The 13,755-nt window shown below is 63.7% G+C and carries 13 protein-coding genes; 6 read left to right on the top strand and 7 right to left on the bottom strand.

Annotated elements, in window-relative coordinates:
- Positions 1-70: 70 nt before the first annotated feature.
- From ACMGG8_RS19100 to lpxO, 3 genes are all read right to left on the bottom strand, one after another.
- The gene (locus ACMGG8_RS19100) at positions 71-1,222 is read right to left on the bottom strand and encodes a PQQ-dependent sugar dehydrogenase (RefSeq protein ID WP_414158157.1); all 1,152 of its coding nucleotides are present in this window, start codon (positions 1,220-1,222) and stop codon (positions 71-73) included.
- 74 nt (positions 1,223-1,296) lie between these two features.
- The gene (locus ACMGG8_RS19095) at positions 1,297-1,677 is read right to left on the bottom strand and encodes a hypothetical protein (RefSeq protein ID WP_414158156.1); all 381 of its coding nucleotides are present in this window, start codon (positions 1,675-1,677) and stop codon (positions 1,297-1,299) included.
- 231 nt (positions 1,678-1,908) lie between these two features.
- Entirely contained in the window at positions 1,909-2,808 is a 900-nt protein-coding gene (gene lpxO, locus ACMGG8_RS19090) for a lipid A hydroxylase LpxO (RefSeq protein ID WP_060839362.1), read from the bottom strand.
- A gap of 360 nt (positions 2,809-3,168) precedes the next feature.
- On the opposite strand from lpxO, the gene ACMGG8_RS19085 reads away from it, so the two are divergent.
- The 3 genes from ACMGG8_RS19085 (at position 3,169) to ACMGG8_RS19075 (ending at position 7,185) form a co-directional block, all read left to right on the top strand.
- Positions 3,169-3,903: an alpha/beta fold hydrolase gene (locus tag ACMGG8_RS19085; protein WP_414158155.1), complete on the top strand. Its 735-nt coding sequence runs from the start codon at positions 3,169-3,171 to the stop codon at positions 3,901-3,903.
- A gap of 249 nt (positions 3,904-4,152) precedes the next feature.
- Positions 4,153-5,739: an ABC-F family ATPase gene (locus ACMGG8_RS19080; RefSeq protein WP_016965368.1), complete on the top strand. Its 1,587-nt coding sequence runs from the start codon at positions 4,153-4,155 to the stop codon at positions 5,737-5,739.
- Between the two features lie 258 nt (positions 5,740-5,997).
- Positions 5,998-7,185, top strand: a complete 1,188-nt coding sequence (locus tag ACMGG8_RS19075) for an MFS transporter (protein ID WP_414158154.1) — start codon at positions 5,998-6,000, stop codon at positions 7,183-7,185.
- A gap of 1 nt (position 7,186) precedes the next feature.
- Here the strand turns inward: ACMGG8_RS19075 and ACMGG8_RS19070 are convergent, their stop codons facing one another.
- Positions 7,187-8,224: an alpha/beta hydrolase family protein gene (locus ACMGG8_RS19070; RefSeq protein WP_414158153.1), complete on the bottom strand. Its 1,038-nt coding sequence runs from the start codon at positions 8,222-8,224 to the stop codon at positions 7,187-7,189.
- 264 nt (positions 8,225-8,488) lie between these two features.
- On the bottom strand, positions 8,489-9,100 hold the full coding sequence (locus ACMGG8_RS19065; protein ID WP_414158152.1) for an FMN-dependent NADH-azoreductase: 612 nt from the start codon (positions 9,098-9,100) through the stop codon (positions 8,489-8,491).
- A gap of 131 nt (positions 9,101-9,231) precedes the next feature.
- On the opposite strand from ACMGG8_RS19065, the gene ACMGG8_RS19060 reads away from it, so the two are divergent.
- The gene (locus ACMGG8_RS19060; RefSeq protein ID WP_060839367.1) at positions 9,232-10,140 is read left to right on the top strand and encodes a LysR substrate-binding domain-containing protein; all 909 of its coding nucleotides are present in this window, start codon (positions 9,232-9,234) and stop codon (positions 10,138-10,140) included.
- Positions 10,137-10,496 carry an MmcQ/YjbR family DNA-binding protein gene (locus ACMGG8_RS19055; protein WP_016968591.1) on the top strand — a complete coding sequence of 120 codons (360 nt, stop codon included), beginning with the start codon at positions 10,137-10,139 and terminating at the stop codon, positions 10,494-10,496. Before ACMGG8_RS19060 ends, ACMGG8_RS19055 begins: the two co-directional genes overlap by 4 nt.
- Here the strand turns inward: ACMGG8_RS19055 and ACMGG8_RS19050 are convergent.
- Positions 10,493-10,915 (bottom strand): DUF1294 domain-containing protein, encoded by a 423-nt coding sequence (locus ACMGG8_RS19050; RefSeq protein ID WP_414158151.1) that lies wholly within the window; start codon positions 10,913-10,915, stop codon positions 10,493-10,495. The two genes, ACMGG8_RS19055 and ACMGG8_RS19050, sit on opposite strands and share 4 nt — an antisense overlap.
- On the bottom strand, positions 10,912-11,742 hold the full coding sequence (locus ACMGG8_RS19045) for an undecaprenyl-diphosphate phosphatase (RefSeq protein ID WP_060843635.1): 831 nt from the start codon (positions 11,740-11,742) through the stop codon (positions 10,912-10,914). Before ACMGG8_RS19045 ends, ACMGG8_RS19050 begins: the two co-directional genes overlap by 4 nt.
- A 293-nt stretch (positions 11,743-12,035) precedes the next feature.
- Here ACMGG8_RS19045 and ACMGG8_RS19040 point away from each other — a divergent pair, with 293 nt between their 5' ends.
- Positions 12,036-13,670, top strand: coding sequence for a methyl-accepting chemotaxis protein (locus tag ACMGG8_RS19040; protein WP_414159955.1), 1,635 nt, complete (start codon positions 12,036-12,038; stop codon positions 13,668-13,670).
- Positions 13,671-13,755: the final 85 nt, after the last annotated feature.

Genomic DNA, 13,755 nt, shown 5'->3' with positions numbered 1-13,755 from the left:
AGCCTGGTGCTGTGCTCGCCGACGCTTTCGCTGGCAAGCCAGCTCCTACGCTTGGAGGTGTTGGGGCGGATTATTCCAGGCCAACCTTGTACAGGCCGCCCTGATCCTCGTCGGTGAGGATGTACAGATAACCGTCCGGCCCCTGGCGCACGTCGCGAATGCGCGCCTTGAGGTCCCCCAGCAGACGCTCTTCATGAACGACTCGGTCGCCATCGAATTGCAGGCGGATCAGTTCGCGGCCGGCCAGGGCGCCGATGAACAGGTTGTGCTGCCAGGGCTTGAAGCGATCGGCGTCGTAGAAGGCCATGCCGCTGATGCCGGGAGACTTTTCCCAGACATGATGCGGGGCCACGGTGCCCGGGACCGTCTGGCCCGAGGCCTCGGGAATCGGCTGGCCGGAATAGTTGACCCCGTGGGTCGCCAGGGGCCAGCCGTAATTCTTGCCGCGCTCGATCAGGTTGATCTCGTCGCCGCCCTTGGGCCCGTGCTCGTTCTCCCACAGGGTGCCGCTCCAGGGATTGAGCACCGCGCCCTGGGGGTTGCGGTGGCCGAAACTCCAGATCTCCGGCCGCACCCCGGCCTGGCCGACAAAGGGGTTGTCGTCCGGCACCCGGCCATCGGCATACAGGCGCACGATCTTGCCCTGAAGCTTGTCCAGGTCCTGCGCGGTGGCCCGGTTGTTGTTCTCCCCCAGGGTGATGAACAGGTAGCCGTCACGGTCGAACACCAGCCGTGAACCGAAGTGATTGCCGGTGGACAGCTTGGGCTCCTGGCGGAAGATCACCTGGAAATCCTTGAGCCCGCTCAGGTCGTCGCTCAAGCGCCCGCGCCCCACGGCGGTGCCGGCAGTCCCGCCCTCGCCACCGCCCTCGGCGTAGGACAGGTACACCAGGCGGTCCTGCTTGAAGTCCGGCGACAGTGCCACGTCGAGCAAGCCGCCCTGGCCATTGGCCCAGACCTTGGGCACCCCGCTCAACGGCGCCGACAGCTTGCCGTCCGGGCTCACCACCCGCAGGTTGCCGGGACGTTCGGTGACCAGCAGGCCCTGGCGATCCGGCAGGAATGCCAGGGCCCAGGGATGCTGCAGACCTTGCATCACCGGGGTCAGGCTGAGACGGCCCTGCTCACTGGCGAAGGACTGGGCACTGGCCGCCGCAGCGGGCCAGGCACCGCCCAGCAGAACGCTGGCGCACAAGGTGGCGAAAAAGGTTTTACGCAACATGCTCGCTTCCTTCTATGGCTCAAGAGAATCCCTGGCGAGCCGCACCGCAGCGGCCGCCCATCCAGCAAGACAGCTCAGCGCCGGTTGCTGTTGTCGTTATCGATGTTTCGAGGACTTTGCACCCGCGGGTCGGGGTTTGGCAGCTGCACCCCGCCACGGGGATAGCCGTTGCCGATACCGCCGTTCTCCAGGGTCGGCGGCCGGCCAATGGGCGCGGTGCCGGGGCCGCGCACCGGCGGAGTGGCACTGCGGGTGCCCTGCATGCTGTTGGGATTGGCCCGGCGAATGGGGTTGCTGTAGGGGTCGTTGTTGCCGCTGTTGGGCAGGTTTTGCGCCAGTTGCACGGAACCTGGCAGGGCGTTGAAAGGAGGCGTTTCAGGGCTGGCGGCCCAGGCAGTGCCGCTGGCCCAAGCCAGCGTGATCAATGCGGCAAAGCCGCGAGCCAGACTGTTCATGACAAGCCTCCTGAGGAGCGACAAGGTATCGAATACGATTCCACGCTACGCCCAGGGTTCGGCTTTGTTAATTAAATAATCCTGCAGAACGTAACACCCGATGTCCGCGGGCTTGCCGGCGAAGAGGCCGCCGAGCCCGGCCGCAGGCTTGAGGGGGCGTTGGCTGGCAAGCCAGCTCCCGCACCGGCCTGCGACCGGAAACCGCTGCCGGCCGAGTGCCGGCCGGGTCGATCAGATGTAGATGAACAGCAGCAGCAATGCAGCGAAGATCGCCCACTTTTCCAGGTAGTAGCGGGTGCGGTTGCGCTTCTTCAGCTCCTTGCCCCGCAGGCGGATCTTGTACAGCTTGTTGAAGGCGCGGTTGAGGCCACCGGTCTTGTCCCCGGCGTCGTTGGGCGAGCCGGCGGCGGACATCACGGTGCGGCTGAACCAGCGGTTGAACGCCGCGGCCCAGCGATACTTCATCGGCCGCTCGACGTCGCAGAACAGAATGATGCGGTTCTGCTCGGTGGTGTTTTCCGCGTAGTGGATGTAAGTCTCGTCGAACATCACCGCTTCGCCGTCGCGCCAGTGATAGCGCTCGCCGTCGACTTCGATGAAGCAGCCCTCGTTGTTCGGCGTGGACAGCCCCAGGTGATAGCGGTAGGACCCGGCGTAGGGGTCGCGGTGACGCACCAGGCGCGAACCCGGTGGCAACTCGGCGAACATGGCCGCCTTGATCGAACCGATGCTCTGCACCAGTTCAGTGGTGCGCGGGCACAGTTTCATCGCCGAAGGGTGGCTGTCGCCGTACCACTTCAGGTAGAAGCGCTTCCAGCCGGTCTTGAAGAACGAATTGAAACCCACGTCGTTGTACTGGTCCGAGCGCTTGATCTCCCCGGCCTGCAACAGTTGCTGACCTTCGGCGCGGATCTCTTCCCAGTGTTCCTGCAGCTTGTTCATCTCGGGGAAGTCGGCCGGGTCCAGGTAGGGCCGGTTGGGAAACTTGGAGAACAGATAAAGGAAGCAGTTGATGGGGGCCAGGAAGGTCGAGTGATCGCTGAGTTGGCGTCCCAGTTTATGGCGCACGCGCCCCCGCAGGTGTACGTACGCAATGGATAAAACGTATACAGCGGCAATGATGAGTTTCACGGAAATCGTCACACGTCAGAAGAGAACATGCTGCGCCCCTGAAAGCCCGGAGGGCCAAAGGCAAATGGCAGCGTCTGAGTTGAAAAAAGCGTGATCGGCGAAGGTTTCCATCGCCGATCCGACCCTCGGCATCTGGCCGTCGGCTGGCATTTTAGCCACAGTTTGTAACCAAGGGTTAACTCAAATTTGTGAAAAGCTGCGCTACTTCTGTAGAAAATTGCCGGTATCGGGTGAGGTTTTGATGCAGCGCAACAAAACCCTCTGCAGCCCTCTGGCCTGCCCCTGAGGGCTGTGTCGAACAGGTGGCTGCGCTATGCTGCGCGCCGCCCACTTCCCTTCCGCCCCGCAAGGACAGCGCCATTGATCGCCCCCACTGTTTTGCCAACCCTGATCCTGCTGCCGGGGATGGATGGCACCGGCACCCTGTTCGAACCGCTGCGCCTGGCCCTGGACCCGAGCCTGCCCGTGCAGGTGCTGGATTACCCCGCCGATCAGGTGCTGGACTACGCCGCCCTGGTGCAACGGGTATGGCAACAGCTGCCGACGGACCGCCCGTTCGTATTGCTGGGCGAGTCGTTTTCCGGCCCGGTGGCGGTGAGCATTGCCGCCCGGCGTCCGGCGCGATTGCAGGGGCTGGTGCTGTGCTGCAGTTTTGTGCGCAACCCACGGCCGGCACTGGCGCCCCTGGCGCCGCTGTTCGGGCTGTTGCCCATGGGGCGCTTGCCCTTCTGGCCGATGGACGCCCTGTTGCTCGGCGGTTTTTCCACGCCATCGCTGCGCCAGGCGCTGGGGGCCGCCATTGCCCAGGTGGCGCCACCCGTATTGCAGGCCCGGCTGCAAGAGGTGATCGCGGTGGACGCGAGCCGGGCCCTGAGCGAAACCTCGGTGCCTGTGTTGTACCTGCGGGCCTCCCGCGATCGGCTGGTGCCCGACTCGGCGGCGGCCCTGGTCAGGCAGTTGCGCCCGGATGCGCACCTGGTGGAGATCGACGGCCCACACTGCCTGCTCCAGGCCTCGCCGCGAGAGGCCGCCGCGCAGTTGCAAGCCTTTATCCAAGCGCTGATTCCTGCCCGCACCGCAGCCGGTGACCACTGAACATCGCGCCACCTGGCTAAATTCCCTACCCGAGCGTCATACAACTGCTCGTTTACATATGCGACAATGCGCACAAATTCCAACACGCACCCCGCACTTTTTGCTCAGCAACCCGGCCCTGGCGCCGGAATGTTGCGCTCGACGTACGCCCGCTGGCTCAGCTCCACACTCAGACCGGCCCGACCTGGAAGGCTCCAGATCGCGCTTTGTGGATTCAAGGTCGGCGCTAAATCATTGGTAGGTAAGTAATTGATCTCCACAGCTAACATCACCATGCAGTTCGGCGCCAAGCCACTGTTCGAGAACGTTTCGGTCAAGTTCAACGGTGGCAACCGTTACGGTCTGATCGGCGCCAACGGTTGCGGCAAGTCGACCTTCATGAAAATCCTCGGTGGCGACCTCGAGCCGTCCGGCGGCCAGGTCATGCTGGAGCCCAACGTGCGCCTGGGTAAACTGCGCCAGGACCAGTTCGCCTACGAAGAATTCACCGTGATCGACACCGTGATCATGGGTCACGAAGAGCTGTGGAAGGTCAAGGCCGAGCGCGATCGCATCTACTCGTTGCCGGAAATGACCGAAGAAGACGGCATGGCCGTGGCCGAGCTGGAAACCGAATTCGCCGAGATGGACGGCTACACCGCCGAGTCCCGCGCCGGTGAACTGCTGCTGGGCCTGGGCATTCCCCTGGAACAGCATTTCGGCCCGATGACCGAAGTCGCTCCAGGCTGGAAACTGCGGGTGCTGCTGGCCCAGGCGCTGTTCTCCGATCCGGAAGTGCTGCTGCTGGACGAACCGACCAACCACCTGGACATCAACACCATCCGCTGGCTGGAAAACATTCTCACGGCGCGTAACAGCACCATGATCATCATTTCCCACGACCGGCACTTCCTTAACAGTGTCTGCACCCACATGGCCGACCTGGACTACGGCGAGCTGCGCCTGTTCCCGGGCAACTACGACGAGTACATGATCGCCGCGACCCAGTCCCGCGAGCAGTTGCTGTCGGACAACGCCAAGAAGAAAGCCCAGATCGCCGAACTGCAGACCTTCGTCAGCCGCTTCTCGGCCAACGCCTCGAAAGCCAAGCAGGCCACGTCCCGGGCCAAGCAGATCGACAAGATCCAGCTGGCCGAAGTCAAGCCGTCGAGCCGGGTCAGCCCGTTCATCCGCTTCGAACAGACCAAGAAGCTGCACCGCCAGGCGGTGACCCTGGAGCGCATGTCCAAGGGCTTCGATGGCAAGACCCTGTTCCAGAACTTCAGCTTCACCGTCGAAGCCGGCGAGCGCGTGGCGATCATCGGCCCCAACGGTATCGGCAAGACCACCCTGCTGCGCACCCTGGTGGGCGAGCTGACCCCGGACGCCGGTTCGGTGAAATGGACCGAAAGCGCGGAAATCGGCTACTACGCCCAGGACCACGCCCATGACTTCGAAGACGACGTCAGCCTGTTCGACTGGATGGGCCAATGGACCCAGGGCGAGCAGATGATCCGCGGCACCCTCGGCCGGATGCTGTTCTCCAACGACGAGATCCTCAAGTCGGTGAAGGTGATTTCCGGTGGTGAGCAAGGTCGCATGCTGTTCGGCAAGCTGATCCTGCAAAAGCCCAACGTGCTGGTGATGGACGAACCGACCAACCACCTGGACATGGAATCCATCGAGGCGTTGAACCTGGCCCTGGAAAACTACCCGGGCACCCTGATCTTCGTCAGCCACGACCGTGAGTTCGTCTCGTCCCTGGCCACTCGCATCATCGAGCTGAGCCCAAGCGGCGTGACCGACTTCAGCGGCACCTACGACGACTACCTGCGCAGCCAGGGCGTGATGTTCTAAAGCAGCAGCCAGTTTCAAGCCACAAGCGTCAAGAAAAGCCCCGTCCGTTGTGACGGGGCTTTTTCGTATGCACCACCCCCTCTCGTAGGAGCCGGCTTGCCGGCGAAAAGGCCCTTGAGTCGGCATTGCCCCTGAGAACGCCTTCGCTGGCAAGCCAGCTCCTACGGGGCGGAGGGGCAAGATAGTTAGCCTGCTTCCTTTTATCATCGCGGCACGCGATGATGCGGCTCTCTAACCGCCGCCCGCGAACGAGCCTTCATGCCCGAGCCACAGACCTCCGCTCAAAGCTCCATGGCGATCACCCTGCAGATCGTCTCCATCGTCTTCTATACCTTTATTGCCTTCCTCTGCATCGGCCTGCCAATCGCCGTGCTGCCGGGCTACGTCCACGAACAGCTGGGCTTCAGCGCGGTGATTGCCGGGCTGACCATCGGCGCGCAATACCTGGCCACCCTGCTCAGCCGGCCCATGGCCGGGCGCATGTCGGACACCGTGGGCACCAAGCGCTCGATCATCTACGGCTTGCTGGGGATTCTCCTCAGCGGGCTTTTGACCCTGATTTCAGTGTGGCTGGAACACTGGCCACTGCTGAGCCTTGCCGTGCTGTTGGGCGCACGCCTGCTGCTGGGCGTGGCCCAAGGCTTGATCGGGGTCGGCACCATCAGCTGGTGCATGGGCCAGGTGGGCGCGGAACACACGGCACGCTCGATTTCCTGGAACGGCATTGCCTCCTACGGCGCCATTGCCATCGGCGCGCCGCTGGGGGTGGTGATGGTTGAGCAATACGGTTTCACCAGCCTGGGCATCGCCCTGTCGGTTCTGGCAGTGCTGGCCCTGCTGCTGATTCGCAACAAACCCTCGGTGCCGGTGATTCGCGGCGAGCGCCTGCCGTTCTGGGCGGTCTTCGGGCGCATTGCCCCCTTCGGCGCCAGCCTCAGCCTGGCCTCCATCGGCTATGGCACCCTGACCACCTTTATTACCTTGTTCTACCTGAGCCGCGGCTGGACCGGCGCCGCCTATTGCCTGACGGTGCTCGGGGTGTGCTTCATCTGCTCGCGTTTGCTGTTCATCTCCAGCATCAGCCGCTTTGGCGGCTTTCGCTCGGCCATTGCCTGCATGTGCGTCGAGACCCTGGGGCTGACCCTGCTCTGGCTGGCGCCGTCCACGGCCTGGGCGCTGATCGGCGCCGGGCTCACCGGCTTCGGCTTGTCGCTGGTGTACCCGGCGCTGGGGGTGGAAGCCATCAAGCAGGTGCCCAACAGCAGCCGTGGTGCCGGTTTGAGTGCCTATGCGGTGTTTTTCGATCTGGCCCTGGCCATCGCCGGCCCCTTGATGGGCGCGGTGGCCCTGAACCTGGGGTATTCGTGGATTTTCTTCTGCGCCGCCCTGCTCTCGATCACCGGCCTGGGACTGACGCTGCTGCTCAAGCACCGGGCCGGTGCCTGAGTTACTGGTCGGCGGTCTGCATCCCGGCCCGGCTTGGGCGACCCAGGGTATGGGCGAAAAAGCGACCGGCTTCGGCAATCAGGTTGCGGTGAATGTCTTCGCGATCAACACCGTCGGCGTCGGTGCACAGGGCCGGCATGGCCGCCAACTGCTCGGCGGTGCACGGCGCCATGAACACGAAGTGCCCGGCGCCGGCCAGCAGCTTGAAGTCCGGAGCCACCGGCAGCTTGCGTGCCAGGGCCGCGGCGTTCTTGTCCAGGGCCACCAGCTGGTCGCCATCGCCGCTGTAGAGCAGCACGGGCACATGCACCCCGGCCAGGGTATGGCGGCCGAACTTCAGGCTCAGGGGCGCCATCAGCATCAGCGCATGCACTCGCGGATCGGCCACGGGCTGCAGGTCGTCACGGTCGACGATCAGCTCGCCCCGGGTGTTGCAGGCATCCCGGTCATCGGGGCGCTCCTGGCAATAGCGCCGCAGGCGATCCAGGTCGGGCGTGGCGCCGGAAAGAATCAGGGCCGTCTCGCCGCCGGCGGAATAGCCAATCACCCCGACCTGGTCGGCATTGACGAAGGGCGACAGCATCGGATCGCCCAGGGTCGCGGTAATGGCTTCGGAAATCTGGATCGGCCGTCCATAGAGATTGCTCAAGGTGCCCAGGCGGCTGTGGTCCTTGGAGTTGTCACCGGGGTGAATCACCGCCACCACCACGAATCCCTTGCGCGCCAGGGAGGTGGCCAGGTCGTGCAGGGCCAGGGGCGTACCGGTATTGCCGTGGGACAGCATCAGCATCGGAAAGCGGCCAATGGCGATCTTGGCATCCCGCGAGGCGTCGATTGTGTAGCCTTCGAGCACACTGGCGTGCTCGATGCCGGTGGACGGATAAAAGGCGATGGTGCGCATCGGCCGCAGGTCCAGGGGATCGAGAAAGCTCATCTCATGGAAACCCACGCTCCAGTGTGGATGTGGCCCGGGGGCGGCTTGCACCGTCATCAGGCTGCTGAGCAGGCAGATCAGTAACACTGCACCAAGACGTTTCATGACACGCCCACCTTTGCCGCTGGATCGAGAAAGCCCCCTGCCCCTGCCATCCCTTGCCGCCAAGGCCTTGTAGCGAGATCGGCCCAGCCCCTGGGATGCACAGCGCGCAAGCACCACTGCGCTCATCGGTAAACGTGCATAACCTGGGCCAGAAATACTGAAAACCGCCAATAAAAAAACTCCGCATCCTGATCACTTCAAGCAGTGATCAGAATACAGAGTCTAGTGCTGCCTGCCGTACAGGAAAGCGTCTTTACATAAGCCTTACGCCGCGGCGAAGAGTTGCTCGCTGATTTGCGCCTGGGCATCGCTCAGGGCTTTGCTGCGCACTTCTTCACCGTAGGCCAGGCCGTGGGCACGAACGAACTCGATGTCGGTGATACCGAGGAAACCGAACAGCACCTTGAGGTAATCCTCGTGGGCAGCCCCAGTGGCCTGGCCCACATGCAAGCCGCCGGAGGTGGAAACCACTATCACTTTCTTGCCTGCGCACAGGCCTTGCGGGCCGGCTTCGGTGTAGCGGAAAGTCTGGCCGGCCACGGCAATGCGGTCGATCCAGGCCTTGAGCTGGGTCGGAATGGTGAAGTTGTACATCGGCGCGGCAATCACCACCGCATCGGCGGCCTGGAATTCGGCCAGGGCCTGGGCGCTGAGCTCGGCCTCATGCTGCTGTGCGGCGTCACGCAGTTCAGCGGCGGTGCCGGCGGCCACCAGGGTGGCTGCGGAGAAGTGGCTGATGGCATCCCCGGCCAGGTCGCGGTAGGTCACGGTCACCTCAGGCTGGGCGGCTTTCCAGGCCTGGACCACGCTGTGGCTCAGCTGACGGGAGGCCGAGTTGTCACCAAGGATGCTGGAATCGATATGCAAGAGTTTCATCTGGGATCTCCAAGTGAGGACCGCCACTGGGCGATCGGATGTGCGCAATCCTACAGATGAATTCAATAGCTGATTAGACGGCATAAATGCGATAGTTCGTCCCATCAGCAGGACAATCGAGCCCTCCTCTCATGCAAGACCTCAACGATCTGTATTACTTCGCCAAGGTGGTGGAAGCCGGTGGCTTCGCCGCCGCCGGGCGTTTGCTGGGCATTCCCAAGTCGCGGCTGTCGCGGCGCATCGCCGAACTGGAAGAGCGGCTCAAGGCCCGCTTGCTGCAACGCACCACCCGCCAGCTCAAGCTCACTGCCGTGGGCGAGCGTTACTTGCGCCATTGCCAGGCGATGTTGCTGGAAGCGGAAATGGCCGATGAAGCCGTGGCCAGCATGGCCAGCGAACCCCGGGGACGCCTGCGGGTGTCGAGCCCGGTGGGGTTGGCCCATGAGTTGCTGACACCGCTGGTCAGCAGCTACCTGCAGAAATACCCCCAGGTGCAACTGGAAATGCTCTTGCTCAACCGCCGCGTCGACCTGGTGACCGAAGGCATCGACGTGGCCCTGCGGGTGCGTGAACACGGCGATGAAGATCCGCTGCTGGTGACCCGCCGCCTGCGCCCGGCGCAAACCGCAATCGTCGCCAGTCCCGACTTTGTGAAGGAGCACCCGGTGCTGCATCCGGAAGACCTGCGGCAGCTGCCCATCCTCGGCGCCCTGGAGGCTGATCGGCTGGTGCACCTGCGCCTGCTGGACCAGCAAGGCCAGGCCTGCGACCTGGCCCTGGAAGCGCGCCTGGGCATCGACGACTTCATCGTGCGGCGCGCCTGTGCCCTCGCCGGCCTGGGCTGCACCGTCCTGCCGATGCTGTATTGCGAGGCTGAACTGGCCAGCGGCCAACTGGTGCAGATGCTGCCGCAATGGTCATTGCCCGGCGGCTGGCTGCAAGCGGTGTATCCTCACCGCCGCGGCGTGTTGCCGGCGGTGCGGGCCTGGATCGAGCACCTGAGCGAATCCTTCGAAGGCTGTGGAGAAAGACTGCTGTGAAAGACGCAATCCTCACTGAACAACAAGTGGCGCAGTTCTGCCTGGACCTGCCCGGGGCGCGCGAGGACTACAAATGGGGCGGTGTGCGCGTGTTCTCGATCGCCGGCAGCAAGATGTTCGCCCTGCAGAACCTGCGGGGCAGCTCCCTGGCCTTCAAGGTCGACCAGGAGCTGTTTCTCGGCCATGTCGACCGTCCGGGCATTGCCCCGGCGCCCTATCTGGCGCGGGCGCACTGGATCATCATGCAAACGCCCTACCCGCTGGGTGCCGAGGAACTCCGGGCACTGCTGCAACGCTCCCATCAACTGGTGGTGGGCAAGTTGCCCAAGCGGGCGCAGGTCGGGCTGCTGCTCTAGAACAGGCTCAGCAGGCTGTTTTCCAGGAACAGCCGGTCAATCCAGTAGACCTGATGCAAGGCCACGATCAGCCAGAACAAGGTCTGATAGGACAGTTTGCGGGTCTTGTGCCGCAACAGTTGCTGGGCCAGCAGGGCCCCGGGCCAGCCGCCGGCCAGTTCCAGGGCGTGCAGCACATTCTCCGGAATCCGCCGGCCCTCGGCCCGGGCCAGACGCTTGTCGTGCCAGTAACACAGGAACGTCAGCAGGCTGACCGCGCCGTAGGCCACCAGGGGCACGATCGAGATGCCGCGCCACCACAGGGACAGCGAACCGAACAACGGCAAGGCGCACAGCACGACCAGCACCAGCAGCTTGAACCTCAGGTGGCGGATTCGCGCAGCGCTGCCCGGCTGCGGTGCGCGGCCGGCGCTCTTCACGACTTGACCGCCGTCCAGTCGACCCAGCCGAACTGCCAGGTCGCCAGGATCAGCAGGCCGAAGGCGATGCGGTACCAGGCAAACGCCGCATAGCTGTGGCTGGCAATGAACTTCAGCAGCCCCTTGACCGCGATCATGGCGAAGATGAAGGCCGTGACGAAGCCGATGGCGAACACCGGAAAATCGTCAGGCTGGAACAGGTGCCGGTACTTGTAGCCGGAATACACCGCGGCCCCGACCATGGTGGGCATGGCCAGGAAGAACGAAAACTCGGTGGCGGTCTTGCGCGACAGGCCGAACAGCAGCCCGCCGATGATGGTCGAGCCGGAGCGCGAAGTCCCGGGGATCATCGCCAGGCACTGGGCACAACCGACTTTCAGTGCGTCCTTCCAAGTGATCTCGTCCACGCTTTCGGCGTGCACCCGGTGCTGGCGCCGCTCGGCCCAGAGCATGATCACCCCGCCGATCACCAGGGCCGTGGCCACGGTGATGGGGTTGAACAGATAGGCGTGGATCAGGTCGGCGAAGATCACCCCCAGCACCACTGCCGGTAGAAAGGCGATCAGCAGGTTGACCGTGAAGCGCTGGGCCTTGGGCTGGTTCGGCAGACCGATCACCACCTCCAGGATCTTGCGCCGAAACTCCCAGACCACGGCCAGGATCGCACCCAGCTGAATGATGATGTTGAAGGCCATCGCCCGCTCGCCACCGAAGTCGAGCAGGTCAGCGACGATAATCTGGTGTCCGGTACTGCTGATGGGCAAAAACTCGGTCAGGCCTTCGACAATCCCGAGTATCAATGCCTGTGCGGCGCTCCAAAGATCCATTAATCCCCCATAAGGCGATGCTCGTGGCATGCCTCTTTTTTAAGTAGTCGACTCAGTCACTGCGCTGGGCGCAGGTGAAATTTTCCGGCCGTAAGTTCAACACAAGCCCATGAAAATTCTGTGAAAAGGGCAGAAAGGTTCAGGTTTTGCGCGAAGGCGCCGAAATCCTAACAGACAGGCGCAAAATACACCGCGATGTTATTGGACTTCCGTAGGGTAGGCGCTCGAAGGCAGGCGTGCTTGGATGCACACGGCCTTTTATGACAAGTACAAAAACCAGGAGTGACCGGATGATGAATAGCTTGCGCAAGATGTCCATCAGTCAGCGTTTGTGGCTGATCCTGATCGTGGCAGTGCTGACCCTGGTGACTCTGGGCGTGATGATGCTCGGACAGATTCACGGTGACCTGTACCAGGCCAAGGCGCAGAAAACCCAGCATGTGGTGCAGACCGCCGCCGGTGTGCTCACTTACTACCAGGGCCTGGAAGCCGCCGGCAGCCTGAGCCGCGAACAGGCGCAGCAACAGGCGCTGCAAGCCATCCGCGGGTTGCGCTACAACCAGAATGACTACTTCTGGATCAACGACCTGAGGCCGGTGATGATCATGCACCCGGCCAACCCCAAGCTCGACGGACAGAACCTGGCGGCGGTCAAGGATCCGGACGGCTTCGAGGTGTTCAATGAAATGGTCGCCCTGGCCAAGTCCAAGGGCGCCGGCATGGTGGATTACCGCTGGCCCAAGCCCGGGGCCGAGCAGCCGGTACAGAAGACCTCCTATATACAGCTGTTCCAGCCCTGGGGCTGGATCATCGGTTCCGGGGTCTACATCGATGACCTGCAACAGGAGTTCTATGCCCAGGTCCTGCAGGCCTCCTCCATCGGCCTGGTGATCGCCCTGCTGATGACCGTGCTGGTGGTGCTGATCGTGCGCAGCATCGTCAACCCGCTGCGCGAGACGGTGCACGCCATGGCCAACATCGCCAGCGGTGAAAGCGACCTGACCCGGCGCCTGGATACCCATGGCCAGGACGAAGTCACCGAGCTGGCCCGGCATTTCAATGGCTTCACCGCCAAGTTGCGCGGGGTGGTCACCCAGTTGCAGTCCAGCGCTGCCGCACTGGAGCAGTCATCCAGCGAGCTGGGCAGCAACGCCAGCGAAGCCCAGGAACGCAGTCAGCAACAGTCCCAGCAGATGGAACAGGTGGCTGCGGCCATCAGTCAGGTCACCAGCGGCGTGCAGGATGTGGCCAGGAATGCCGAACACGCGGCCAGCGAAGTGCGCGAAGCCGAAGCCCAGGCCCAGCAGGGCCAGCTCAACATCGACGGCAGTCTGCAGCAGATCGACCAGTTGTCCGCGACCATCGACCAGGCCGTGGAAGTGATCCGCACCCTGGCGACGGAAAGCACCCAGATCGGCAGCGTGCTGGAGGTGATCCGCGCCATTGCCGAGCAGACCAACCTGCTGGCCCTGAACGCCGCCATCGAGGCCGCCCGGGCCGGGGAACAGGGCCGGGGGTTTGCCGTGGTGGCCGATGAAGTGCGCCTGCTGGCTCAGCGTACCCAGCAGTCCACCGCGGAAATCCAGGGCATGATCGAACGCCTGCAGAGTCACTCCGAAGCCGCGGTCAAGGTCATCGGCGACAGCAGCCGGGCCTCGCAGTCGACCATCGAACAGGCCGGGCTGGCCGGCACCAGCCTCAACGCCATCGGCCAGGCCTTGCGCACCCTCAACGGCCTGAACGCCTCGATCGCCAGCGCCACCCTGCAACAGGCCCACGTGGTGGAGGACATCAACTACAACGTCGGTCAGGCCGCGGGCCTGTCCCAGGGCACCGCACTGGCCGCCCAGCACTCCAGCGCCGCCAGCCGGCACCTCAAGGAGCTCTCGGAACAGCTCAACGGCCTGCTGCGCCAGTTCCGCGTCTAGCCGCCACGGGCGCGCGGCTCCGGGCTAACGTCCGGGGCCGACTCTGGGTACAATCCGCCCCCTCCTCCACTTCCCCAAGGAACCG

Source organism: Pseudomonas sp. BNK-45 (assembly GCF_047456255.1).
Classification (GTDB): Bacteria; Pseudomonadota; Gammaproteobacteria; order Pseudomonadales; family Pseudomonadaceae; genus Aquipseudomonas.
Note: the sequence above shows the minus strand (reverse complement) of the source record. Positions and strands in the feature narration are given on the sequence as shown.

Excerpts from the sequence above, each read along its gene's own strand:
- ACMGG8_RS19060 (WP_060839367.1), top strand. The coding sequence starts at position 9,232 with ATGCAAGACCTCAACGATCTGTATTACTTCGCCAAGGTGGTGGAAGCC.
- ACMGG8_RS19040 (WP_414159955.1), top strand. The coding sequence starts at position 12,036 with ATGAATAGCTTGCGCAAGATGTCCATCAGTCAGCGTTTGTGGCTGATC.
- ACMGG8_RS19065 (WP_414158152.1), bottom strand. The coding sequence starts at position 9,100 with ATGAAACTCTTGCATATCGATTCCAGCATCCTTGGTGACAACTCGGCC.
- ACMGG8_RS19070 (WP_414158153.1), bottom strand. The coding sequence starts at position 8,224 with ATGAAACGTCTTGGTGCAGTGTTACTGATCTGCCTGCTCAGCAGCCTG.
- ACMGG8_RS19095 (WP_414158156.1), bottom strand. The coding sequence starts at position 1,677 with ATGAACAGTCTGGCTCGCGGCTTTGCCGCATTGATCACGCTGGCTTGG.
- ACMGG8_RS19045 (WP_060843635.1), bottom strand. The coding sequence starts at position 11,742 with ATGGATCTTTGGAGCGCCGCACAGGCATTGATACTCGGGATTGTCGAA.
- ACMGG8_RS19075 (WP_414158154.1), top strand. The coding sequence starts at position 5,998 with ATGCCCGAGCCACAGACCTCCGCTCAAAGCTCCATGGCGATCACCCTG.
- ACMGG8_RS19100 (WP_414158157.1), bottom strand. The coding sequence starts at position 1,222 with ATGTTGCGTAAAACCTTTTTCGCCACCTTGTGCGCCAGCGTTCTGCTG.